General features: G+C 72.1%; 19 protein-coding genes. 14 read left to right on the forward strand and 5 right to left on the reverse strand.

The window, feature by feature from the left end; translation table 11 throughout:
* Position 1: 1 nt before the first annotated feature.
* Genes ACGFIK_RS24400 through ACGFIK_RS24440 form a run of 9 tightly spaced genes read left to right on the forward strand, consistent with a single transcriptional unit; the run spans position 2 to position 12440 of the window.
* Positions 2–1624: a class I tRNA ligase family protein gene (locus ACGFIK_RS24400; RefSeq protein ID WP_393341510.1), complete on the forward strand. Its 1623-nt coding sequence runs from the start codon at positions 2–4 to the stop codon at positions 1622–1624.
* A gap of 1 nt (position 1625) precedes the next feature.
* Positions 1626–2783, forward strand: coding sequence for an FAD-dependent oxidoreductase (locus ACGFIK_RS24405; protein WP_327025837.1), 1158 nt, complete (start codon positions 1626–1628; stop codon positions 2781–2783).
* Positions 2780–4129: an ATP-grasp domain-containing protein gene (locus ACGFIK_RS24410; protein WP_327025838.1), complete on the forward strand. Its 1350-nt coding sequence runs from the start codon at positions 2780–2782 to the stop codon at positions 4127–4129. Before ACGFIK_RS24405 ends, ACGFIK_RS24410 begins: the two co-directional genes overlap by 4 nt.
* A complete protein-coding gene (locus ACGFIK_RS24415) occupies positions 4126–5163 on the forward strand; it encodes a methyltransferase (protein WP_327025839.1) in 1038 nt (345 codons plus the stop codon). Before ACGFIK_RS24410 ends, ACGFIK_RS24415 begins: the two co-directional genes overlap by 4 nt.
* On the forward strand, positions 5160–8513 hold the full coding sequence (locus ACGFIK_RS24420) for an amino acid adenylation domain-containing protein (protein ID WP_327025840.1): 3354 nt from the start codon (positions 5160–5162) through the stop codon (positions 8511–8513). The genes ACGFIK_RS24415 and ACGFIK_RS24420 overlap by 4 nt, the downstream gene beginning before the upstream one ends.
* Positions 8510–9301: an alpha/beta fold hydrolase gene (locus ACGFIK_RS24425; protein ID WP_393341514.1), complete on the forward strand. Its 792-nt coding sequence runs from the start codon at positions 8510–8512 to the stop codon at positions 9299–9301. The genes ACGFIK_RS24420 and ACGFIK_RS24425 overlap by 4 nt, the downstream gene beginning before the upstream one ends.
* Complete coding sequence (locus ACGFIK_RS24430) at positions 9298–10695, forward strand: FAD-binding oxidoreductase (RefSeq protein WP_327025842.1); 1398 nt, start codon at positions 9298–9300, stop codon at positions 10693–10695. The genes ACGFIK_RS24425 and ACGFIK_RS24430 overlap by 4 nt, the downstream gene beginning before the upstream one ends.
* A 49-nt stretch (positions 10696–10744) precedes the next feature.
* Positions 10745–11095: a hypothetical protein gene (locus ACGFIK_RS24435; protein ID WP_327025843.1), complete on the forward strand. Its 351-nt coding sequence runs from the start codon at positions 10745–10747 to the stop codon at positions 11093–11095.
* Positions 11096–11147: 52 nt separating this feature from the next.
* Positions 11148–12440, forward strand: coding sequence for an MFS transporter (locus ACGFIK_RS24440; RefSeq protein ID WP_327025844.1), 1293 nt, complete (start codon positions 11148–11150; stop codon positions 12438–12440).
* Between the two features lie 3 nt (positions 12441–12443).
* On the opposite strand, the gene ACGFIK_RS24445 is transcribed toward ACGFIK_RS24440, so the two are convergent.
* Entirely contained in the window at positions 12444–14018 is a 1575-nt protein-coding gene (locus tag ACGFIK_RS24445; RefSeq protein ID WP_327025845.1) for an FMN-binding glutamate synthase family protein, read from the reverse strand.
* 127 nt (positions 14019–14145) lie between these two features.
* Here ACGFIK_RS24445 and ACGFIK_RS24450 point away from each other — a divergent pair, with 127 nt between their 5' ends.
* Positions 14146–15294, forward strand: coding sequence for a hypothetical protein (locus tag ACGFIK_RS24450; RefSeq protein ID WP_393341518.1), 1149 nt, complete (start codon positions 14146–14148; stop codon positions 15292–15294).
* Between the two features lie 187 nt (positions 15295–15481).
* Complete coding sequence (locus ACGFIK_RS24455; protein WP_327025846.1) at positions 15482–16747, forward strand: MFS transporter; 1266 nt, start codon at positions 15482–15484, stop codon at positions 16745–16747.
* A gap of 12 nt (positions 16748–16759) precedes the next feature.
* Here ACGFIK_RS24455 and ACGFIK_RS24460 read toward each other — a convergent pair whose 3' ends face one another.
* Both ACGFIK_RS24460 and ACGFIK_RS24465 read right to left on the reverse strand, forming a co-directional pair.
* Positions 16760–17179, reverse strand: coding sequence for a YchJ family protein (locus ACGFIK_RS24460; RefSeq protein ID WP_327025848.1), 420 nt, complete (start codon positions 17177–17179; stop codon positions 16760–16762).
* A gap of 91 nt (positions 17180–17270) precedes the next feature.
* Complete coding sequence (locus ACGFIK_RS24465) at positions 17271–17762, reverse strand: hypothetical protein (RefSeq protein ID WP_327025849.1); 492 nt, start codon at positions 17760–17762, stop codon at positions 17271–17273.
* Between the two features lie 1261 nt (positions 17763–19023).
* Between ACGFIK_RS24465 and ACGFIK_RS24470 the strand changes: the two genes are divergently transcribed.
* The 3 genes from ACGFIK_RS24470 to rnhA all read left to right on the forward strand — a co-directional run bounded on the left by ACGFIK_RS24470 (position 19024) and on the right by rnhA (position 21711).
* Positions 19024–19611 (forward strand): hypothetical protein, encoded by a 588-nt coding sequence (locus ACGFIK_RS24470; protein WP_327025850.1) that lies wholly within the window; start codon positions 19024–19026, stop codon positions 19609–19611.
* Positions 19612–19901: 290 nt separating this feature from the next.
* Entirely contained in the window at positions 19902–21191 is a 1290-nt protein-coding gene (locus ACGFIK_RS24475; RefSeq protein WP_327027109.1) for a lycopene cyclase family protein, read from the forward strand.
* Between the two features lie 52 nt (positions 21192–21243).
* On the forward strand, positions 21244–21711 hold the full coding sequence (gene rnhA, locus ACGFIK_RS24480; protein WP_327025852.1) for a ribonuclease HI: 468 nt from the start codon (positions 21244–21246) through the stop codon (positions 21709–21711).
* A 69-nt stretch (positions 21712–21780) separates the two neighbouring features.
* Here the strand turns inward: rnhA and ACGFIK_RS24485 are convergent, their stop codons facing one another.
* Both ACGFIK_RS24485 and ACGFIK_RS24490 read right to left on the reverse strand, forming a co-directional pair.
* A complete protein-coding gene (locus tag ACGFIK_RS24485; protein WP_327025853.1) occupies positions 21781–22614 on the reverse strand; it encodes a pentapeptide repeat-containing protein in 834 nt (277 codons plus the stop codon).
* 80 nt (positions 22615–22694) lie between these two features.
* On the reverse strand, positions 22695–23216 hold the full coding sequence (locus ACGFIK_RS24490) for a DUF1772 domain-containing protein (RefSeq protein ID WP_393341523.1): 522 nt from the start codon (positions 23214–23216) through the stop codon (positions 22695–22697).
* Positions 23217–23377 lie beyond the last annotated feature (161 nt).

Below are 23377 nucleotides of genomic sequence, written 5' to 3' on the forward strand. Positions count from 1 at the left end.
GATGGCACGCAGCATCGTCATCGTCCCCGCGCCGACCGCCAACGGCGACCTGCATGTCGGTCACCTCTGCGGGCCCTTCCTGGCCGCCGACGTCTACGCCCGGTACCGCCGGGCGGCCGGTGTCCGGACCCTGTTCGGCAGCGGGGTGCAGGAGACCCAGACCTTCGTGGTCTCCACCGCACGCCGGCTGGGGATCGCCCCGGAGACGCTGACCGAACGGGCCGAGGAACAGGTCCGCAGCTCACTGGCCGCGCTGGGTATCTCCATCGACGGATTCGCCCCGGGAGACAAGGGGTTCCGCGACTTCCTCTGCGAGTTCCTCGGCCGACTGCACGCCGAGGGGGTGTTCGAGCTACGCCGGATGTCCTTTCCCTACCTGCCTCGCACGGGGGAGTACCTGATGGAGGCGTACGTCCAGGGGATCTGCCCGACCTGCCTGGCGGACAGCTGCGGCGGAGTCTGCGAGAGCTGCGGTCACCACATCAACCCCGGGGAACTGCGGGAACCGCGCTCCACCGAACACCCCGACGAGGAGTTGACCGTACGGTCGGCGGAGATCCTGGTGCTGCCCCTGGAGCGCTACCGGGAACGGTTGCGGGCCCACTACCTCAGGCCGGAGACGGTGATGCGGCCGCACATGCGGCAGGCCCTGGGGGAGATGCTGAGTCGACCGTTGCCGGACTTCCCGATCACCTTCCCGACCGGTTGGGGGGTGCCCGCCCCCTTCCCGGAGGTGCCGGGTCAGGCGATCAACCCCGCCGTCGAGGCGATCCCGGCCGGGATCCACACCGCCGCGGTCGCCGCCGCGGCGACCGGCCACCCTCCGCAGGCCGTCGACGACCTCTGGCTGGCCGACGGTGTCACCGAGGTCGTCTACTTCATGGGCTTCGACAACACCCACCCGTTCGCCCTGGTCGGGGTAGCCCTGTTGATGGCCTTCGGTGACCGGTACCTGCGTCCCACCATGCTGACCAACGAGTTCTACGAGTTGGAGCACGAGAAGTTCTCCACCAGCCGGGGGCATGTGGTCTGGGCCCAGGAACTGGCCGCCGACACCCCGCGTGACATCGGCCGCTTCTACCTCGCCAGCACCAGCCCGGAACACCAGCGGACCAACTTCAGTCGATCCGCCCTGGCCACCCTGGCCGGCACCCGACTGATCCAGCCCTGGAACCGGTTGGCCGAGGCCCTTAACCGGTGGTACGACGCACAGAATCCACCTGCCGGGTGGACGCTGCCGGTCAGCCCGGCCGGCCGAACCGCCGCCGCCACCATGATCAGCCGGTTCACCGGGCAGGCCGAACTGTCCCACTACAGCCTGAACCGGATCGCCGAGACGATCACCGCCCAACTGGCCCGCCTGGCCGAACTGGCTGCCCGATTCGAGTCCGGCGACCAGCCCGCCACATCGGAGCGGGCCGGCGACCTCTACCACGAGGTGGAGACCTTCCTGCGCGCCGCCGCGCCGGTCCTGATCGACCTCGCCGACGAGGTGCTGGGCGCGACCGCACCCCACCTGCTCGACGGGGCCGCCGAGGCCCGGCAGGTGCACCCCCGCCGGCTGCCCCGGCTGGCCGACCTGGAGGTGGCCGCCCCGCAGCGGCCCGCCCCGCCGGCGGCCTGAGATGCCGGCCGCCACCCCGACCGGACGGCGGGTGCTGATCGTGGGGGCCGGTGTGGTCGGGCTCCTCACCGCGCTGGAGTGCGCCCGTCGCGGCGACGAGGTGACCGTGCTGGACCAGGGCCCCATCCCCAACCCGGCGGCGGCCTCCTTCGACCAGCACCGGGTCGTTCGCGCCCTGCACCTGGGCGACCCGGCGGCCACCCGGGCGGCGGCCGTCCTGCCCGGACGCTGGACGGAGCTGCAGGGTCTGCTGGCCACCCCGATCTATCGCCGGGTGGGTGTCCTGGTCGTCCAGTCGCTCACCGAGGCGACCGACAACCTGCGCCTGATGCGCGCCGCCGGAATCGAGGGCGAGCTGTTGGGGCCCCGACAACTGCGGCAACGGCTTGAGCATCTGACCTTTCCGGGGCAAGCCGCCGGTCTGCTGGAGCCCGGGGCCGGGGTGCTGCTGGCCCGTCGGGTGTTGACGGGGACGACCCGGTGGCTGCGGCAGCACCACGGGGTGCGGCTGCTGCCGTACCACCGGGTGGTAGAGGTGGATCCCGCCGCCGCCACGGTCACCCTGGCCGGGGGGTCGAGCCTCGCCGGTGACCTGCTCTTCGTGGCGGCAGGGGCCTGGTCCCGGTCGCTGCTGGCCGGGCTGCTCCCGACACCGGTGACCCTGTACCGGCAGAGCATGCTCTACCAGCGGCCCGACCCGGCGGAGTCGACCGCCTGGGACTCGACCCCGGTGGTGCTGTTGCGCACCGGCCCGCAGGCCGGAGGCTGGCTGCTGCCCCCCGGGGCCGACACCGACCTGAAGGTGAGCACTCAGGCGGTGTGCCGGCCGGTCGAGCGGATCGGCTCCCGGCGTACCCCGCCGTCGCGGCGCCGGGTGCTGAGCCACCTGCTCAGCTCGATGGTGGCCGGCGAGACGGCACCCGCACCCCTGCGAACCCGGGAGTGCTACTACCTGGCCGACCAGGCCACCGGCGGTGCCCTCCTGGCCACTCTGGGCCCCTCCTCGTCGCCGACCTGGGCGTACGCGGCCTGCGGCGGTGGCGGATTCAAAGCCGCACCCCTGATCGCCGAGAAGGTCGCCGGACTGCGCGCACCCCCACCAGGCCTGGACACCTCCCGCAGACGGGGCACGGCACATCATCGGAAGGAAGCGGTATGAAACCCCATGACGGGATGCTGCTCGTGGTTGGCAGCGGACTGAGCGTCTACCGGGAGTACCTGGTCTCCTCGGCGTCCCGCCGGGCGCGGGAGGCCGGCTACGACCTCTGGCTGATCAACGGCACCACCCCTACCTGGCAGCGGCCCTACCTGGCCGGCTGGACGGTGACGAACGTCCACGACCATGAGAACCTGGCCGCCACCGCCCGGAAGCTGGCCGCCACCCATCGGGTCGTCGGGGTGCTCTGCTGGGACGAGCCCCTGGTGCTGCCCAGCGCCATGATCGCCGCCGAGCTGGACCTGCCCGGCCTGGGCATCGACGGAGTCCTGGGCTGCCGGGACAAGCACCGCACCCGCCAACTGCTGCACGCAGCCGGGCTGACCCAACCCGCGCACGGGTACGCCACCAGCCCGGCCCAGGCCCGCGAGCTGGCCGCCTCGATCGGCTACCCGGTCGTGGTCAAACCCCGGGCCCTGGGCGCCAGCATCGGGGTGGTGCTGGCCGAGGACCAGGCCGAACTGGACCGCGCCTACCAGGTGGCGGCGCAGGCCAGCCTCGCCGGTGACCAGCCCTACCAGGGGGGCGCCCTGATCGAGGAGTACCTGGACGGTCCCGAGGTCAGCATCGACGGAGTCGTCGTCGACGGCGACTACCGGCCGATGTACCTGGCCCGTAAGCAGACCGGGTGGGAGCCGTACTTCGAGGAGATCGGCCACGTCGTCGACCCCGCCGACCCGCTGCTGGCCGATCCCGCGCTGCGGGAACTGCTGGCGGTCAGCCACCGGGTGCTCGGCATCGGCTACGGGATGACCCACACGGAGGTCAAGCTGACCCGCCGGGGCCCGGTGATCGTCGAGGTCAACGGGCGCCTCGGTGGCGACCTCATCCCGTACCTCGGCAAGCTGGCGACCGGGATCGACCCCGGTGAGGTGCTGGTGGAGGTGGCGACCGGCAACCAGCCCCGGTTCACCGTCGTTCACCGCAGGGCGGCCGGGATTCGGTTCGGCTACCCCCCGTACGACTGCCGGGTCACCGAGCTGTCCCTGCCGCAACCGGACCCGGCGGCCGGCCTGGTCTCCGCCGTGGCCATGGTCGGACCCGGTACCGAACTTCGCCTGCCACCCGGCGGCTACATCGCCCGGCACTCCTTCGTGGTCTGCACGGCGGACGATCCGGACACCTGCACCACCCGGCTGGGACAGGCGATCGGCCGGGTGCGGCTGGCGGCCGAACCCCTGCCCCCACCGCCGGAGGGGACCCCCTTCCAGATGCCGGCCGGACTGCTCGACGTCGAGGACGACGGAGCACCGGAACCACTGACCGACGCTGTCCGGGAGCGACTGTGACCCCCCAGATCGAGCAGGCCATCTACGGCCTGGTCTCCACCCCCGTGCTGCACCTCGTCGACCGGCACGACATCCTCACCTGCCTGATCAAGAACGGACCCCTGCCCGCCGGTGCGGTCGCCGACCAGTTGGGTCTCGACGGTGACACCGTCCAGCGGCTGCTGCTGGTCTGTGTGGCGTTCGGGGTCGTACGACGTGACCCGGCCGGTGCGTACCGCCTGACCGAGGAGGCCCTTCCGCTGTTCGACCGGGGCAACCCCCGGTACATCGGCGGTTTCGTCGAGCACCTGACGATCGGGGCAGCCGAACGGATGCAGCGGCTGGAGGAGTACCTGCGTCGGGGCAAGGCCGAGGTGGACGCCACCCGGGAGGGCCCGTACGACATCTTCTACCGCGACGAGGAGTCCACCCGGGAGTTCATGGACGCCATGTGGCACCTCAGCCACGGGGTGTCCAAGGAACTGGCCGCCCTGGCCGACCTGCCCGCCGCCGGCCTGCTGGTGGACGCGGGAGGCGCCAACGGACCCTTCGCGGCCGCCGCGCTACAGCAGTCTCCCGGGCTGCGGGCGGTCGTGTTCGACCTGCCGCCGGTACGTCCCCACCTGATCCGGGCGGGGCTGGCCGCCGGGGTGGCCGACCGGCTGGACTTCGTGGCCGGTGACTTCTTCACCGAGAACCTGCCGCCCGGTGATCTGGTCTCGCTGGGCTACGTGATGTCCAACTGGCCGGACGAGGAGTGCCTGCACATCCTGCGCAACGCCTACCGGGCGTGTGCCGTGGGCGGCCGGGTCCTGGTGATGGATCGACTGTTCGCCGACGATCACACCGGTCCGTTGGCGACCTCGGTGATGAACCTGCTCATGCAGTTGGAGACCCGGGGACGGCACCGGACGGTGGCCGAGTACCTCGCCCTGCTGACGGCGGCCGGCTTCACCGACTGCACGGTGCGACGGTCCACCGGCGACAAGCACCTGATCATCGGTCACAAGGCCGGTGACCCGCGCGACCGGTCCGGGGGAGACGAGGGGGCATGACACCGACCTTCGACCCGCGGCGACACGGCATCCACCTGCTCGGTCGGCCCGAGGTGATCGCCGATCCCACCGGCTACTTCGACGCCGTCGCCGAACTCGGTCCCCTCTTCTACGACACGGTGGCCCGGGTGTGGGTGTGCTCCGGGTACGCCGAGACCGCGGAGATCCTCTCCGACCACCGGCGGTTCCGTTCGGCCCGGATCCACTCCGCGCAGACCCTGACCTCGCGCGGGCTGTCGGAATTCGCCGGAGTCGGCGGGATGCTGCTGGAACAGATGATCTTCATGGATCCGCCCGATCAGGTCGAGATCAGAGCGGCGGTACGCGACCAGTTCGCCCCCTCCAGAGTGCGCCAGCGCGACCCGGAGCTGCGGGACATCGCCACCGCGATGGTCGAGGCCCTGCCGGAGCGTGGTGAGGTGGACCTGGTCGAGGACTTCGCCCAGCGGCTGCATGTCGCCCTGGCGGAGACCCTGCTGGCGGTCACCGGTCAGCCGCAGCGGCTGGTCGCCTGGGCCGACGCCTACGGTCGGCTCATCGGCAGCCTCTCCACCCTGCCGAACCTGCGGGACCGTGCGGTGCTGCCGGTCCTCGACGAGGCCATGGCCTACTTCCGGGCCGAGGCGCAGCGACGGCTCACCGAACCCGGACCGGACCTGGTCAGCTCCCTGGCGCAGGCCCTGGCCGGTCGCCCCCGCAGCTCGAACCGGGACACCGAGTACGGTCTGGAGACCGTCGCGGCCAACTGTGTCGTCTTCACCGCCGGCGGCTACCAGACCCTCACCCACCTGGTCTGCACCGGGCTGCTGCACCTGGCCGCCCACCCCGACCAGCAGGCCCTGCTGCGGGACCGCCCAGAACTGATCGACCAGGCCATCGACGAGTTCATGCGGATCGACGGCTCCAGTCAGTACCTGGCCCGCCAGGTGGCCGAGGATCTGGACCTGGCCGGGGTGGCCCTGCGGGCCGGACAGTCCGTCGTCGTGCTGCCCGGGGCTGCCAACCTGGACCCCCGCAGGTTCACCGACCCCCGAAGGCTGGACATCACCCGCCAGCAGGGCCGGCACCTGGGGTTCGGGATGGGTCGGCACCACTGCATCGGCGCACCCTACGCGCAGCGGCTGGCCGGCTGGGCGATCCTGGCCTTCCTGGACCGGTTCCCCCACTACCGGCTGGCCGACCGACCGGACGCCCTGCAGTGGGGCCCGCACGTCAACACCCGCTGCCCGGCCCACGCCTGGACGACGCTGCACCCGGCCGCCGAACCGGCCCCGGCCGCCGGTGCCGGCCTGGACCGCCCCCCACGGCCGGAACCGGTCACCCGGATCACCGCGGACCCGCAGCCCTCCGGCTGTCCGGTCACCGCAGTCGCGCCGGTCAGCCCGGTTCCGCAGGTCACCCCGATCGCGCCCGCCACCCCCGGGCAGACCGCCGACCCGTGGTACGAGCAACTCGTCACCTGGAACGACACTGCCGCGCCGCTGGGGACCCTGCGCCTCTGGCATGAGGTGTTCGCGCACCGGGCCGGGCTCGATCCGGAGGCCGTGGCGGTGCTGGACCGGGGGGTGCCGCACACCTACCGGGAGGTCGAGGAGCGGGCCAACGCCCTGGCCCGGGAGCTGCGTACCCGGGGGGTGGAACCGGAGAGGGTCGTCGGGGTGGTCCTGGATCGCTCCGTCGAACTGCTGATCGCCACCTTGGCGATCGGCAAGGCGGGGGGCGCCTTCCTGCTGGCGGAACACACCTGCCCGCCGGAGCGGCTGCGAGTCATGCTCCAGGAGGCCTCGGTGGGGATCGTGTTGACCGATCCCGCCTCGGCGGCCCGGCTGGCGGCGCGGCAACTGGCGGCCGATCTGCTCGTCGTCCCGGGCACCGGTCGGGCACCGACGGCACCGGTGACCGGGGTGGCGCCCGGCAACACCGCGTACGTCGTCTTCACCAGCGGAACCACCGGAAAGCCGAAGGCCATCGCGATCTCCCACGAGGCGGTGGTGAATCTGCACCTGGCGCAGCGGCGGGTGTTCGGCATCCGTCCCTCGGATCGGATTCTGCAGTTCCTGTCGCCCAACTTCGACGGCTGCGTGTTCGACCTGACCATGGCCGCGCTGGGTGGGGCGGTCCTGGTGACCGTGCCGCTGACGGAACTGACCGTCGGGCCACCCCTGCTGCGCACGATGCGCAGGTACGGGATCACGGTGGCCACCCTCACCCCCTCGGTGTGGGCGGCGCTGGCCCCGGACCCCCTGCCCGACCTGCGAATCGCCGCCGCAGCCGGGGAGCGGCTGCCGGCGGGGGTGCTGCGGCGGTGGGCGGCACCCGGTCGACGGTTCCTCAACCTGTACGGTCCGGCCGAGACGGCGGTGTGGGCGACCTGGCACGAGTGCGACCCGGCCGAGGAGGAGCCGCCGATCGGCCGACCGGTGCCGAACAAGCGGGTGTACCTCCTCGACGAGGCGTTGCGGCCGGTGCCGGTCGGGCAGCCCGGCGAACTGTGCATCGGCGGCCTCGGGGTGGGGCGCTACCTCGGCCAGCCGGAGCTGATGGAGCAGCGGTTCCGGCCCGACCCCTTCGACACCCGGCCGGGGCGGCTGATCTACCGCACCGGGGACATCTGCCGCTGGCGTCCCGAGGGCACCCTGGAGTACCTGGGCCGACGGGACCGGCAGGCGAAGATCAGAGGCCAGCGGGTCGAACTGGACGAGGTCGAGCGGGTTCTCCAGGACGCCCCCGGGGTGCTGCAGTGCAGTGTGGTGGAGCGGGACGGGCAACTGACCGCCCTGGTCGTGCTCGACGGCTCGACCGGGGCCCAGGATCCCGTACCCGGTCGGCAGGAGGAGATCACCGCCCACCTGGCTACCCGGCTGCACAGCGCCATGATCCCGTCTCGATTCGAGTTCCTCGACGAACTGCCCCGGACCCTTACCGGCAAGACCAGCCACGAGCAGCGGGACCCCGCTGTCCGCGAGCCTCTCCCACCCACCACCGCGAACCCCCCGGCACTCCCGCCGGTCCCGACCCCTGCGGTCCCAGCACCGGCGGACTCGACGCCGACGCCGCCGGCTGCCGTGCCGCCCTCGGCCGACCCGCAGACCTTCACCCGGCTGACCCGGCTCACCTGGCGGATCGCCCGGATCTTCGCGACCAGCCTTCAGGTCCCGCAGCACCGGATCAGGGCGGACTCGGACTTCTACTCCCTCGGCGGGGACTCCCTGGCCGGCGCCGAGCTGCTGGCCGCCCTGGAAGCCGAGGCAGGACTGCTGCTCGACGTGGAGGACCTGTTGATCAAACCGACGCCGGAGGGCATCGCCACCCAGCTCATCGGTCGACCCAGGATCGGAGCACCGACATGAGCCCGGTAGCGGTACGACCATCTTTGGTGACCCTGCACGAGCCGCCGAACACCGACACCACCGGGACGGTGGTGCTGGTGCACGGCACCCTGGATCGGGCGGCGAACTTCCGTACGGTGGCCCGTCACCTGCCCCACTGGCGGGTGGTCGGCTGGGATCGGCGGGGCTGGGCCGGCTCCCGCGACCTCGGCGACGAGCACACCACCCTGCGGCACCATGTCGAGGACCTCTGCGAGATCCTCACCGAGATGCCGGGTGCGGTCGTCGCCGGCCACTCCTACGGTGGTCTCGTCGCCCTCTGCGCGGCGGCCCAGCGGCCGGATCTGCCGGCGGCCGTCGTGGCCTTCGAACCACCGATCCGTTGGCTGCCCTGGTGGCAGCCCGAGGTCGAGGCCGGCGGCAGCGGCAGCACCGATCCCGGCGAGGCAGTGCAGTCCGTGCTGCGGCACATCCTCGGTGAGGCGGGCTGGGCCCGGTTGAGCCCGCAGTCGCGGGCCGACCTCCAGCGGCAGGGACCGACCCTGCTGGTGGAGATGGGTGACCCCAGCCAGGACGAGGTGGCCTTCGAGCCGGCGGAGCTGTCCGTACCGGTGGTGGTCGCCGCCGGCACCCGCTCCCTGCCCCACCACCGGGAGGTGGCCCACCGGATCGCCGTGCTGGTCCCCCGGGGCGAGTTCGTCACCATCGCCGGGGCCGGTCACGCGGCGCACGTCAGTCACGCCCGCGACTTCGCCGGTCTGGTCGACCGGGCCGCGTCGCTGGCCACCGGAGAGGAGCGAAACCAGTGACCGTCGCGATCGCCGAGCGCAGTTGGCGCCGACTGGCCGACGAACTGACCGGTCGGCTCTGGCTGCCGGACCAGGCGCCGTACGAGACCAAGCGGAGCCTGTTCAACAAGCGCTACGCCGATGTCCGCCCGGCCGCGGTGGCCTCCGTGCGGACCGTGGCGGACATCCAACACTGCCTGCGGTGGGCCGGGGAGATGAGCCTGCCGGTGGTGGCCCGATCCTCCGGCCACAGCTACGCGGGCTATTCGGTCAACGAGGGCCTGGTGATCGACCTGTCGGCGCTGAACACGGTCACCGTGCAGGCCACGACCGGTCTGGTGACGGTAGGCGGCGGCACGACCATGGCGGATCTGTATCCGGTGCTGCAACAGCATCAGGTGGCCTTTCCGGCCGGCAACAGCCCTACGGTCGGCATCGGCGGGCTGACCCTGGGCGGGGGAGTGGCTGCGGTCTCCCGGGCCTTCGGCCTGACCTGTGACTCCCTGGTCGAGACGACCGTGGTCACCGCCCAGGGCCGGGTCCTGAGGTGCGACGCGACCGAGAACCCCGACCTGTTCTGGGCCTGTCGTGGCGGTGGCGGCGGCAACTTCGGAATCAACACCTCCTTCACCTTCCAAGCGCGGGAGGTCCGGGACGTCTCCGTGTTCGCGCTGGTCTGGTCGGCCTCCGACCCGATCGAGCTGCTCACCGTGCTGCAACGGATCGTCGCGCAGGCCCCGGAGGAGTTCTCCACCCGGCTGGGCCTGGACACCAGCGGCTCGGAGCCCGGTCAGGCCGGGCAGAACCTCCGAGTCTCCGCGGTGGGTCTGTTCCTGGGCCCGGCCGACGAGCTGCGGCAGCTCCTGTCGCCGGCCCTGGAGGTGGCGACCCCGGACCGATGCCACATCGCCGAGATGGACTACTGGGCGGGCGACGAGTTCCTCCGGCACGACACCTCGGCCGACCGGTTCGCCGCCCGTACCCGGGTGACCGGCGAGCCGCTGTCCGCGGAGGTGCTGGAGATCCTGGTGTCCCGGCTACGGGACTGGCCCGGCAGCGGCAACCCGGACGGTGCCGGGGTGGGGCTGTTCTCCTGGGGCGGGGCGATGAACCGGATCCCCGCCACGGACACCGCGTTCGTCCACCGCGACGCCCTCTTCCTGGTCTGCATGGACACCTCCTGGACCGGACAGGACCCCCCCGACCGGGTCGCCGCCAACCAGCGGTGGCTGGCGGAGACGTACGCGGCCACCGGCGAACACCTGCCCCATGCCGCGTACCAGAACTTCACCGACCCCGATCTGCGGGACTGGCAGACGGCCTACTACGGAGTCAACTATCCGCGGCTGGTCGAGGTGAAGCGCCGCCACGACCCGGACGACCTGTTCCGGTTCGACCAGAGCATCGGTTCCTGACAGCGGCTGCCGCAGAGCCCCACAGCAGGTCACCCGAAGGAGGAACGGCATGGCCACCAACCCCCGCATCAGCTACGACGGTCGGCGCTTCCGCAGACCCGAGGAGGTCACCGACGGCGGCGCGCCGACGGCGGTCTACCACCAGCAGGGCGACCTGGTCTGGGCGGAGGTCGCCGGTGGCGAGGTACGCCGTGGCTCCCTGGTCGGCCGGTGCGCCGAGGACGGCACCCTGGCCTTCTCGTACAGCATGGTCCTTCAGGGCGGGGAGGTGATCTCCGGCCGGAGCGTCAGCCGGCCGGAGATCCTCGCCGACGGGCGCATCCGGCTGCACGAGGAGTGGGAGCGATTCGCGCCGCGCGCCAGCGCCGGCACCTCCGCCATCGAGGAGGCGACCTGCTGAGCCCGACCGCCCTCCCACATCCATCCACTGTGTACGGCTACAGGAGGCCGGCATGACCGGTACGGCACCCGGGGTGATCGAGTCCTTCCGGGCCACCCCCCGCTCGGTCCGGTATCTGCTGGCGGGCGTCTTCGTCAACCAGCTAGGCGCCTTCGTCCAGATGTTCCTCGTGCTCTACCTGGTGCATCGTGGCCTGTCCGTCAATCAGGCCGGTCTGAGCCTGAGTGTCTTCGGCATCGGGGCGGTGGCCGGCACGGTGCTCGGGGGTGAGCTGACCCATCGTCTCGGCAGCCGCGCCACCATCGCCGTGACCATGGTCGGCTCCGCCCTGCTGATCGGGCTCATGCCCTGGGTGAGTACGCCGGGCCGCTATCCGGCGCTGTTGACGGTCACCGCGCTGGCCGGGATGGCCACCCTCGCCTACCGGCCGGCCGCCGCCGCGATGCTCAGCGACCTGATGCCCGAGCAGCACCGGGTGATGGCCTTCTCGATGATGCGGATCGCGATGAACGCCGGAACGGCGGTAAGTCCGCTGCTGGCCGCAGCGGCGATCGCGGTCAACTGGCACCTGCTGTTCTGGATCAACTCCCTCACCGCCCTGGCGTACGCCGTACTGGCGATCACCCTGCTGCCCGGTCGGAGCCGCCCCGCAGAGCGGCCGGACTCGGCCGAGGCCGGGAGCACCCCGGCGGCCGGGTACCTGACCATGCTGCGTGACACCCGGTTCCTGGTCTACCTGGCGGCGATGCTGCTCAGCTCGATGATCTACGCCCAGTTCACCGCCGTACTGCCGCTGAGCCTGGCGGCGGCCGGTCATCCCGCCGTCATCTACAGCGCCGTGCTCACCCTGGCCTCGGTCATCCTGATCACCTGCGAGCTGAAGGTCACCACGGTGGTGCGGCGCTGGCCACCGGGGATCGCCGGCGGCCTGGGCACCCTGCTGTTCGCCGGGGGGATCGCCGGGTACGGCCTGCCCGGCGGGTCGCTGACCCTGGTAGGCATCTGCACCTTCGCCCTGGTCGCCGGCATGATGATCAGCGGGCCGACCATGTTCGCCCACGCGGCGACCGCACCCGCCCCGGTCAAGGGCCGCTACATCGGGGTGGCCCAGACCATGTACGGCCTGGGATTCGCCCTCGGCCCCGCGGTGGGCCTGCTGGCCTGGAACCGGATCGGGGTAGGGGTCTGGCTCCTCTGTGCGGTCACCGGGGTGTTCTCCGCGGCCTGTGCGGCGATCGGCGTCCGGCGCCCCTTCAGCGCCACCGCCGAGCAGCCGAAGGTCGACTCCGCCCTGTCCGGGCCGCCCAGGTCGGTCCGGGGGGCGGTCCTCAAGCGCCGCTGGTAGCGGTCAGTGCTGGGCGGTCGGTGAGGGGGTGGCGCTGCCGCCCTGGGGCGCCTCGTACGCCATCAGCTCCGCGATGGCCGCCCGGTCGGCGGTCGACGGCAGGCCCCAGCCCGGGCGGTACCCGTACACCTCCCGCAGTGGGGTGGAGGTGGTCCGGCCGCCGAGGATCTCCACGGCGTCGGTGTCGATCAGAGCGGGATGTTCGACACCACAGGCCTCGGCCACCTTCATCAGGTCCCGCCGCAGGGTCTTGACGTAGTGCGCGGCGCGCACCGCCTTGGAGGCCGGGTGCAGGCCCCGGGTCAGCCAGGCGTTCTGGGTGGCCACCCCGGTCGGGCAGGTGTCGGTGTGGCACTTCTGGGCCTGGATGCAGCCGATCGCCAGCATCGCCTCCCGGCCGACGGCCACCATGTCGCAGCCGAGGGCGAAGGCGACGGTGGCGTTGTCCGGCAGGCCCAGCTTGCCGGAGCCGACGAAGACCACCTGCTCGTGCAGGTCACGTTCGGCGAAGGTGGCGTAGACCCGGGTGAAGCCCTGCTGGAACGGCAACGACACGGAGTCGGTGAAGATCAGTGGGGCGGCACCGGTGCCGCCCTCGCCGCCGTCGATGGTGACGAAGTCGACCCCACGGTCGGTGTGCCGCATCAGATCAGTCAGTTCGGTCCAGAAGTCCAGGTCACCGACGGCGGACTTGATGCCGACCGGCAGGTCGGTCTCGGCGGCCAGCAACTCCACCCAGTCGAGCAGGCTGTCGCAGTCGGAGAACTCGGCATGCCGGGACGGGCTCACGCAGTCCCGGCCGACCGGGATACCCCGGGTGGCGGCGATCTCCGCGGACACCTTGGCCCCCGGCAGCAGCCCGCCCAGGCTGGGCTTGGCACCCTGGCTGAGTTTGATCTCCAGCGCCCGTACCGGGGCCCCGGCCACCAGGTCCTTCAGCCGGGCCAGGTCGAAGCGGCCCCGCTCGTCCCGGCAGCCGAAGTACGCCGTACCGAGCTGGAAGATCAGTTCCCCGCCGTGCCGGTGGTACGGCGACAGCCCGCCCTCACCGGTGTTGTGCAGACACCCGGCCAGCGCCGCGCCCCGGTTCAGTGCCTCCACCGCCGGCCCGGACAGCGAGCCGAAACTCATCCCGGACAGGTTCACCACGGACTCCGGTCGGAAGGCGCGGGCCCGTCCCCGGGCCGCCCCGAGCACCTTCGCGCACGGCAGCCGTACCTCGTGCCCGAGGGCCGGGGCGGAGGGCGGTACGGCCCGGCCGAAGGTCCGGTGCTTGATGATCGGATAGCCGGGGGTGAACTCGATGTCGTTGTCGGTGCCGAACCCGAAGTAGTTGTTCTGCTGTTTGGCCGAGGCGTACACCCAGCGTCGCTGGTCCCGGGTGAAGGGCCGCTCCTCGTTGTTGCCGGCCACTATGTACTGCCGCAACTCCGGCCCGATCGATTCGAGCAGGTAGCGGGCTCGGCCCAGCAGGGGAAAGTTGCGCCGCAACGCGTGTTCGCGTTGCAGCAGGTCACGGGTGGCGACGGCGGCGAGCGCGGCGACGGCTGCCGGTACGGCGTGGCGGGCCCATCTCATCTCGGCACACTTTCCGCCGCCGGGCCGGATCAAACGTCCGCCGAGCTCAGGCCGGCCACGTTTCCTGCCTCAGCCACCCGGGTAGGTCGGGCCGGACGTATCACCCGCCCCCGTGGAGGACCTTTCGATGCGAGACAACTTCGGTGACGCGGTGGGGGACACCCTCCGCTCGATACTGCTCTTCCTGCCCCGCGCCGTCGCCTTCGCGGCGATCCTGGTGGCCGGCTGGCTGATCGCCAAGGCGGTCCTGAAACTGGTGGACCGGCTGCTGGAACGGGTCGGCTTCGACCGGGCCGTCGAACGCGGCGGCATCCGCCGGGCCTTGGCCAACTCCCGGTACGACGCCAGCGACATCGTCGCCCGACTGGCCTACTACGGGGTGCTGCTGCTCACTCTCTACCTGGCCTTCGGCATCTGGGGGTCGAACCCGATCTCCGACCTGATCGCCGGGGTCATCGCCTGGCTGCCGCGCGCCTTCGTCGCGATCGTCATCGTGGTCGTCGCCGCCGCGATCGCCAGCGCGGTGCGGGACATCATCTCCGGGGCCCTCGGCGGCCTGTCCTACGGCCGACTGCTGGCCACCATCGCCTCCGCCTTCATCCTCGGTCTGGGCATCATCGCCGCCCTCAACCAGATCGGTGTCGCCACCGCCGTGACCACCCCGGTGCTGATCGCCGTGCTGGCCACCGTCGGCGGGATCCTGGTCGTCGGGGTCGGCGGGGGCCTGGTCCGGCCGATGCAGAGCCGCTGGGAGTCCTGGCTGTCCCGCGCCGAGCAGGAGTCGCGCACCATCGCCGAGCACGCCCGCGCCTACTCCGCCACCCGCCGCGAAGCCGAGCAGCGCCCGACCGCCCCGGCCACCCCGGTCCCCACCGAGTCGGCGGCCCCGGTCTACCCCGACCCGGTCCACCCCGACCCGGTCACCTCCGCCCACCCGGACCCGGCCGCTCCGGTCCACCCCGACCCGGTCACCCCGGCCGCCGGTGTACCGACCGAGCCGGCCTTCAGCGCGCCGCCCGCGTCGTCCCCGACCGATGCGGCTGCTTCGCGTGGTGACCGGGCCGGTGAGGTCGGTGCCTACGACGACCCGGAGGCCACCCAGGTGGTCAGCCTCCCGGGCGGCGACAGTGACCCGACGACCCCGCTGCCCCGGCAGGACGACCCGGAGGCCACCCAGGTCACCACGCCCGCGCCGGAGGTGCCGACCCAGCGCACCGCCGACGACAGCGAGTCGACCATCATCCTGCCCCGGCCGGACGACGAGACCCGCCGCTGAGACCCACGCGCAGGGCGGGGCCCCGGGTGGGGCCCCGCCCCCGTGTCCACAGGGGGCAGCGGCGAGCCGCGCCGCCGACTACCATCGCCGCCATGAACCGGCGACATTGATGCCCTGATCGAGGCCGTGGGCCGCCGACGGATGCCGTACCCGCCCATCCGTCGTCCCGTCCCACCCGGAAGGCCTCATGATCCCCAGCACCGCCGGGGGCCGCCGCCTGGCGTCCACCCTCTACGCGTACGCGTTCCTCACCGACCTGGTCCTGCTGTACCCGGTGTACGCCCTGCTGTTCGCCGACACCGGGCTCTCCGTCGGGCAGATCTCCTCGCTGTTCGTCATCTGGTCGGTGGCCGGCATCCTCCTGGAGGTGCCCTCCGGCGCGTGGGCCGACGCCACCTCCCGGCGGTTGATGCTCTGCCTGGGGCCGCTCTGCACCGCCGCCGGGTTCGCCCTGTGGGCGACCCTGCCCTCCTATCCGGCCTTCGCGTTCGGGTTCGTCCTCTGGGGAGCCGGTGCCGCCCTGGCCTCCGGTGCCCTGGAAGCCCTGGTCTACGACGAACTCGACCATCTGGGACTGGCGGACCGCTACGCCCGGGTCATCGGCCGGGCCCGCACGGCCGGCACCCTCGGCGTACTGGCTTCGATCCTGCTGGCCGGGCCGGTACTCGGGCAGGGTGGCTATCCCGCCGTCGGCCTGGCCAGTGTGGTGGCCTGCCTGGCGGCCGCCGCCGTCGCCGTCGGCTTCCCCGAGCACCGGCACCTTGCCGCCGCCGCGTCGACCGGGCAACAGGCACAGGCCGGGTCCGCCGACGAGCCCGGCTGGTGGCAGGGCCTGCGCAGCGGCCTGGTCGAGGCCCGACAGGATCCAGGGGTACGGCTAGGGGTGCTGCTGGTAGCGGCGGTGACCGCGATCTGGGGTGCGCTTGAGGAGTACACCCCGCTGTTGGCCCGGGACACCGGGGTCGCCCTGACCACTGTGCCGTTGCTGCTTCTGCTGCTGACGGTCGGCCAGGTGGCCGGTGGGCTGCTGGCCCCGGTCGGCGAACGGCTGAGCACCCGGGGGTACGCCGTCCTGCTGGCCGCCTCGGCGTCGGCCCTGGCCGGCGGGGCGTTGCTGCGGCATCCGGCCGGCTTTCTGCTGCTGGCCGGGGCGTTCTGCGGATTCCAGCTCGCCTCGGTGCTGGCCGAGGCCCGGTTGCAGGCCCGGATCACCGGCACCCGCCGGGCCACGGTCACCTCGCTGGCCGGAATGGCCACCGAAGTGATCACCATCGCCACGTACATCGGGTTCGGTGTGCTGGCCACCGTGGGCGGCAACGGCACGGCCTTCGCCTTGGCCGCCGTGCCGTACCTGCTGATCGCGGTGCTGATCCTCGGCGGCGGTCGGTGGCGCCTGCTCGGCGGAGGTCGACGGCGCCCGGTGCCCGGCACCTTCCCGCGGCTGCCGGCCTGAGGGCGGTCGGGGTCAGGGCCGGTCGACGTCCAGGTAGACCCAGCGTCCGTCCTCGCGGACGAAACGGCTGCGCTCGGTCATCGTGGCGGCGCCAGCATTGTCGCGATAGTGGGCGCGGAACTCGACCGTGCCGGTGCTGTCGAACAAGCCGCCCTGCTCGGTGCCGACGATCTCAAGGCCGGTCCACCGTTGGCCGGGATCCAGGATCAGCCGCGCCGGCCGGGTGCTGCTGTGCCAACTGTGCCGCAGGTAGTCCGGGTCACCGACGGCGAAGGCGGCGTACCGGGAACGCATCAGGGCCTCCGCGGTCGGTGCCTGCGCCGCACCCCGATGCAGTCGTCCGCAGCAGTCCCCGTACGGCAGACCCTGCCCACACGGGCACACTCCCACCGGATCGGGTCGGGGCGCTGATCTGCTGTCACGTCGGGCCATGGCCCCATCCTCGCCGGGCCCGCCGAACCCGGATCCGCCGGGGTGCACCCCTGCACCCCACCGGCCTGGTCTCCGTCGGGGATCCCGGCGCCTAGAGGGTCGCGGCCTCGGCCGCGTGACGACGGCGTCGGGCCAGGATGACCGCCCCGCCGAGCGAGGTGAGCAACAAGGTGGCACCGGCCGCCAGGATGCCCACCCCGCCGTCGTCGGCCCGACCCCCGGCCTGCGCGCCGCCGATCGGGGTCACCGTGAAGGTTGCCCTGCCGCCCGGCGTACCGTCGCCGCAGGTGGCCGCCACGGTATACGTACCCACTGTGAAACCGGCCGTGAACAGGTCCGCGCTCAACCCGCCGCCTGCCCTGGCGGTGGTGGACCGGACATTCTGGTCACGGTCGGGGCCGGTGACATGAAAGAGCGCGTCACCGGAATTCGGGCCGCAGGTCGTCGCGGTGAGCACGGCGGTGCCACCGACCGGGGTGGTCGCCGGCGACACGGTGGTGTCGGCCAGCGCGGCACCCGGCAGGATCAGGGCCCCGAGCGCTAGACCAACCGCTGCCGGTACGAGGACTGTGGTCGCCTTCATCCGCCTCTTCCCTCACTTCCGTCCGCTGCCTGCACGAGACGCTGTTCGGGGGGCCACCTCCGCTTTCACCAACACTATTGGCCCCGGCCCTCTGACTCGGCCAGAACATCGCCGCCTCTCGCCTCTGTCGGCAGAGCCGCCGCGCGTCCCCGTCCCGCCCTCCGCCCGGTTGACACCTTGATCGACTCCGTTTCGCCGCGATGGCGGTTTCCCACCGGCCCGGACCCCGCCGTTTCGGCGTAACGGCGTGGGCCCGCTGCCGTCCCATCGCGTGGGCCCGCTGCCGTCCCATCGCGTGGGCTAGCTGCCGTCCCGTGGCGTGGGCTGGCTGCCGTCCGGTCGTGTGGACGCGGCTGCCCGCCCGTCGCGTCGCGCGTGCCACGAGGGCGTCCCGCCCGTCGCGTCGCGCGTGCCACGAGGGCGTCCCGCCCGTCGCGTCGCGCGGGCCGCGAGGGCGTCCTGCCGCGCTGGCGTGGGTCGTCCGGGCCTGGGGGCGTCGTATCGGTCTGCCCGTTGATCGCCTAGGTGCGGGTGCCTGGCTCGCCCTGTCGAGTTGAGGCCTTGATCGACTCCGTTACGCCGAGATGGCGGTTTCCCAGCGACGCGGACCCCGCCGTTTCGGCGTAACGGCGTGGGCCAGTTGCCGTCCCGTCGCTGCACGGGGCGTCCGCCCAGCCACCGTCGATCCGCGCCCGGAGGAGGATCCAGGCCGCCTGGCATGGGTCGCCGGGCCTGCGGGCTCGTATCGTCTGCCCGCTGACCGCCCCGATGTCCGGTTCTGCGGTCGGATCGGCCCGCCTGCCGCGGAATCCACGACGGGCCGGGGGCGTTGTGCCCACCGACGAATGGAGTAGGACGGGCCAACCGGCCTCGGCCTCACAGGTCTAACCGACCGGACCCCGATTCGAACCGACCGGGCCCCGACCCCCGGGCCTGCGGGAATGGTGGCGGCTGGCGGGTGGTTGTACATCCCTGACCGGCCGATGCAGGCCGCCTGAGCTGGGCAGATGGCTCCGTGAGTGTCTGGCCCGGCGGGAATGATGGCGGGCAGCCGGTCGTTGTACATGGTCCCGGCGCCACGAAGGGCCATGCCCCGTGCGAAGCCCTCCGGTCCGCGAAGGGCCCGGGTCTCGTGCGTGAAGTGCCCCGGCCCCGTGTGTCAGCCGGTGATTCTTCCCCCCTGTTTTCAGCGCCTGATGGCGTTTGCACGCACCCGATCCCCCTTTCGTGGTGTGTGTCTACCCCCGAATGGAGCTTGGTCATGAACTCGATCTTCCGTAACAGTGTGCTCGGTATTGCTGGTGTGGCCCTCGCCGGTGGTGTCTTCGCTGGCCCGGTGGCTGCTCAGGCGGACGCCACTCCGGTGAAGTCGAGTCCGGTGGCCGCGGTGCAGGCTGACAAGCCCGATACGGGCAAGTTGATTCCGCATGGTGTGCAGGGCAGGCAGTCCCGCATCGATCTGGACGCTGAGCAGGTCGCGAACACGAAGGCGATCATCGCGGCCACGAAGAAGAACGGCATGGACGAACGCGCCGCGGTGGTGTCGATCGCGACGGCGTTGCAGGAGTCGAAGTTGGAGAACCTGGGTCACCTGGGTGACCGCAACGACCACGACTCCCAGGGCTTGTTCCAGCAGCGGCCGTCCAGTGGTTGGGGCACGGTGGAGCAGATCACCGATCCCGAGTACTCCACGACCGCGTTCCTGAAGGGCCTCAAGCAGGTTGATGGTTGGCAGGACATGCCGTTGACCAAGGCCGCGCAGACCGTGCAGGTGTCGGCGTACCCGGACCACTACGCCCAGTGGGAGCAGCAGGCCGCTGACCTGGTAGCCCAGCACTGGAACAGCTGACCCGACAGACATTCCTCCACAGGGGGAGCAGGAAACCGTTGGCCGGCACCCGAACCCCGGGTGCCGGCCAACGGCCGTCTACACCCCCGCCGACGCCATCGATCCCGCCGACATTCACAGAGCCCGCCGATATCCACGAAGCCGCCGCGCGGGCCGGTTCTGCAACACCTCGGGCCAGCGGATAGCTGCAGCGGTGAAAGTGTTAACAAGGGACCCTTTCCCTACCGCAGGCGTTAACCGGGGGCCCTTCCTTGCACCTGGGTGGGGGTGTGGAAGCGTGGGTGGGGGAGGTGGGCCGGTTGGATGAGGTTGATCTCGCCCTGGTCGGTGGAGGTGGCGCCGCGTCGCTCGTGTTGGCCGCCCTGACCCGGCATGGGGTGCAGGATCTGCGGGTCGCGGTCGTCGATCCGGTCCATCGGCGCGGCCAGGACCGGACCTGGGCTTTCTGGGACCGGCCGGGCAACGACCTGGACGAGTTGCTCAGCGCCAGTTGGTCGCGGGTCGAGGTGGTCACCGCCCAGACGCACCGCACCCTGGACGTGGCCCCGCTGCGGTACGCGATGCTGCGGTCCGCCCCGATCTACGACCGGGCTGCCGAGGCCGAACGACGCCTGAGGGCTACCCGGGTGCTCGCCAGTGCCGACACCTTGTCCGACCACGGCGACGGGGTGCTGGTGGGCGGCGACGCGGATCGGCCGGTGTTGCGTGCCGGTTGGGTGCTGGACTCCCGGCCCCGGCCTCCGGAGCGACCCGGGCGGACGAACTGGTTGCAGCATTTCCGGGGCTGGTGGCTGGAGACCGACCGGCCGACCTTCGACCCGGCCCGGGCCGTGCTGATGGACTTCCGTACCCCGCAGCCGACCCGGGGGGTGTCCTTCGGGTACGTGCTGCCGGTCAGCGACCGGTACGCCCTGGTCGAGTACACCGAGTTCTCTCCGCACCTGCTCACCGGGGCGGCCTACGACCGGGCCCTGGCCGGCTACTGCGACCTGCTCGGTCTGGACCCGGCCCGGTTCACGGTCGCGGAGGTGGAGAACGGGGTCATCCCGATGACCGACGGACCCTTCGTCGCCCGGCCCTCGCCCCGGGTGGTGCGCCTGGGCACCGCCGGGGGCGCCACCCGCCCGTCCACCGGGTTCACCTTCGCGGCCATGTACCGGCAGGCCGACCAGGTGGCCCGGGCACTGGCCGCCGGGCGGCCACCGGTTCCGGCCCCGGCGTACCCCCTTCGGCATCGTTGGATGGACGCGGTGGCGCTGCGGGCCCTGGACCGTGACCTGGTCGACGGGCCGGAGTTCTTCGGTCGACTGTTCGACCGCAATCCGGCCTCGCGGGTGCTGCGGTTCCTCGACGGGGACACCACAGTGGCCGAGGATCTGGCGGTGATGCGGTCGACCCGGCTGCTGCCGATGCTGACCGCCACCGTGGGCGATGCCGGCGACCGGCTGGGCCAGCGGATCGTACGGTCGCCTCGACCGGCCTGGACGGTGCCGCCGCCGGTCGTCGGATCCGACCCTCCACCGGGCCGGTCGGCGGAGGAGGCCGCCGGTGAGGGCGAGCGGGGTTCGCCGGTTCGCTGACCCGCGCGGCCGGTCGTTCGTCGGCGCGGGCGGCTTCGGTAGGTTGGGCGTCATGGCGGACGAGGGGACCGGCCGGGTCGTGCAGATCTGGACCGACGGCGCGTGCAGCGGCAATCCCGGCCCGGGTGGCTGGGGCGCGGTGCTGCGCTACGGCACCCACGAGCGGGAGATCTGCGGCGGGGAGGCCGCCCCGACCACGAACAACCGGATGGAGCTGACCGCCGCCATCAAGGCCCTGGAGAGCCTGACCCGGCCGGTCACGGTCGAGTTGCACACCGACAGCACGTACGTGCGTAACGGCATCACCAGTTGGCTGGCCTCCTGGAAGCGCAACGGCTGGCTGACGGCGGGCAAGCAGCCGGTGAAGAACGCCGACCTGTGGCAGCAGTTGGAGGCGGCCTGCTCCCGGCACCGGGTCACCTGGCTGTGGGTCAAGGGCCACAACGGGCATCCGGAGAACGAGCGGGCGGACGCCCTGGCCAACCAGGGGATGACCGAGGCGCGGGCCGCCCGGGTGTGACCCGCCGCCCCTAGCAGGCTTGTCGCGCTGCCGGCCGACACTGGCCGCAGCCAGCGCAAGAAGGCAGGGTCAGCGTCGCCGGGCGCGGCGGGGGGTCAACGGCAGGGCCGACCAGTGGGCGGGCCGGTCCAGCCCGGCCGGTAGCCGGGTCTGCCGGTCACCGCGGGCCGCGTCGACCTGGGCCTGGTGCAGGAACAGAGCCTCGGACAGGTCCGCGCCCCGCAGGTCCGCCCCGCGCAGATCGGCGCCGGTCAGGTCGGCTCGGGCCAGGTCCGCCCCGCGCAGGTCCGCCCCGATCAGGGTCGCGCCGCGCAGGTTGGCCCCCCGCAGGTCCACCCGGCGCAGGTCCCGGCCGACCAGCACGGCACCCCGATGGTCGGCACCGCCGCGGACGCGGGCCAGTTCGGCGGTACGCGACAACAGCACGTTGAGCTTCGCGCGGTGCTCGTCGAGGTCGAGGGCCAGCAGGTCCTGCGGGCTGCCGGCGGCCAGGGCGTCGGTCTCGGCCTGTGCGGCGGACAACTGTGCGGCCAGTTCGGCCGGTGGCCCCAACCGCAGTGCCTCGGTCAGGTACCACAGCAGTTCGTGCAGGGACCGCATCACCGCGAAGACGTCGAACATCTGGGCGGCCTGCTCCGGTGCGGAACGCCAGTCCCGTCCGCCGTAGGTCTGCTGGGCCACCCGCTGACCGGCGCCGAAGCAGTCGAAGACGGTGCACCCGGCGAAGCCGCGCTCGCGTAGCTGGGGGTGGATGCCGCAGCCGAAGTCGGCGTCCAGGTTGCGGCACGGCTGCCCGGCGGGTTTGTCGACCGCGAAGTCGGCCGACGCGGCGAAGGCCGGGGCGACGCAGCAGAGCCCGAAGCAGCGGGCACAGTCGGCCCGCAACCCACTCGCCACCGTCATCCCCGCCACCCTTGCCCGCCCTCGCTCGCTGAACGCCGCCACCAATTGTCCTCGCCGGACCAGCCCGGTCACCCGCCGGGTCAGCTGCGGGCATCGGTGTCGACCAAGGGGCGTTGACCGGTACGGGCCCAGCGCAGCAGGGCGGCGAAGGACAGTGCGGCGGTCACCGCCCCACCGGCGAGCCGTACCCGGTGCCCGGCGACGAACTCGTCGGCGACCTGGCGCAGGTACTCCGGTGAGTGGGTGCCGGCCGGGTCGACGAACATGATCTCGTTGCGGGGCCAGAAGAAGACCACCGAGAACAGGAACTCGCAGGCGACGAAGACCACGGTCGCGGCGACTATCCACCACCGTAGACCTCGCTGACGCCAGGTGAGCACCGTGGCGGCGACGCTCAGCAGCACCACGGAGGCGCCCAGCGGGGGAAAGTAGTCGCTGGGGCCACTGACGGCGAGGAACTCGCGGGCCCGGTCCAGGGAGGCCGGTGGGTCGTGGAAGACGTTCGGGTAGAGCATCACCGTCTCGGCCGCCACTCCGCCGAACGACATCATGGCCGCCCAGGTCAGGCCGACGAGGGCCGACCAGATGAGTTTGCCGCGCACCGCATCCTCCCCGCGTTCCGGTGCCCTGCCGGGCACATCGAGCTGCTGCGCGGCCAACGCTAGGGAGAATCGGGGGTGGCGCCTGCCGTCCGTCGACCCGAACACCTGTCGCCTGTCGACGTACGCCGGCCCCGGTCGGGCACGCCGCCGGGCGTACCCGA

The sequence above is a fragment of the Micromonospora sp. NPDC048871 genome, assembly GCF_043198155.1.
Classification (GTDB): Bacteria; Actinomycetota; Actinomycetes; order Mycobacteriales; family Micromonosporaceae; genus Micromonospora.

Coding starts and splice junctions, on each gene's coding strand:
- ACGFIK_RS24400 (WP_393341510.1), top strand. CDS start 2: ATGGCACGCAGCATCGTCATCGTCCCCGCGCCGACCGCCAACGGCGAC.
- ACGFIK_RS24405 (WP_327025837.1), top strand. CDS start 1,626: ATGCCGGCCGCCACCCCGACCGGACGGCGGGTGCTGATCGTGGGGGCC.
- ACGFIK_RS24410 (WP_327025838.1), top strand. CDS start 2,780: ATGAAACCCCATGACGGGATGCTGCTCGTGGTTGGCAGCGGACTGAGC.
- ACGFIK_RS24420 (WP_327025840.1), top strand. CDS start 5,160: ATGACACCGACCTTCGACCCGCGGCGACACGGCATCCACCTGCTCGGT.
- ACGFIK_RS24425 (WP_393341514.1), top strand. CDS start 8,510: ATGAGCCCGGTAGCGGTACGACCATCTTTGGTGACCCTGCACGAGCCG.
- ACGFIK_RS24435 (WP_327025843.1), top strand. CDS start 10,745: ATGGCCACCAACCCCCGCATCAGCTACGACGGTCGGCGCTTCCGCAGA.
- ACGFIK_RS24440 (WP_327025844.1), top strand. CDS start 11,148: ATGACCGGTACGGCACCCGGGGTGATCGAGTCCTTCCGGGCCACCCCC.
- ACGFIK_RS24445 (WP_327025845.1), bottom strand. CDS start 14,018: ATGAGATGGGCCCGCCACGCCGTACCGGCAGCCGTCGCCGCGCTCGCC.
- ACGFIK_RS24450 (WP_393341518.1), top strand. CDS start 14,146: ATGCGAGACAACTTCGGTGACGCGGTGGGGGACACCCTCCGCTCGATA.
- ACGFIK_RS24455 (WP_327025846.1), top strand. CDS start 15,482: ATGATCCCCAGCACCGCCGGGGGCCGCCGCCTGGCGTCCACCCTCTAC.
- ACGFIK_RS24460 (WP_327025848.1), bottom strand. CDS start 17,179: ATGGCCCGACGTGACAGCAGATCAGCGCCCCGACCCGATCCGGTGGGA.
- ACGFIK_RS24465 (WP_327025849.1), bottom strand. CDS start 17,762: ATGAAGGCGACCACAGTCCTCGTACCGGCAGCGGTTGGTCTAGCGCTC.
- ACGFIK_RS24470 (WP_327025850.1), top strand. CDS start 19,024: ATGAACTCGATCTTCCGTAACAGTGTGCTCGGTATTGCTGGTGTGGCC.
- rnhA (WP_327025852.1), top strand. CDS start 21,244: ATGGCGGACGAGGGGACCGGCCGGGTCGTGCAGATCTGGACCGACGGC.
- ACGFIK_RS24485 (WP_327025853.1), bottom strand. CDS start 22,614: ATGACGGTGGCGAGTGGGTTGCGGGCCGACTGTGCCCGCTGCTTCGGG.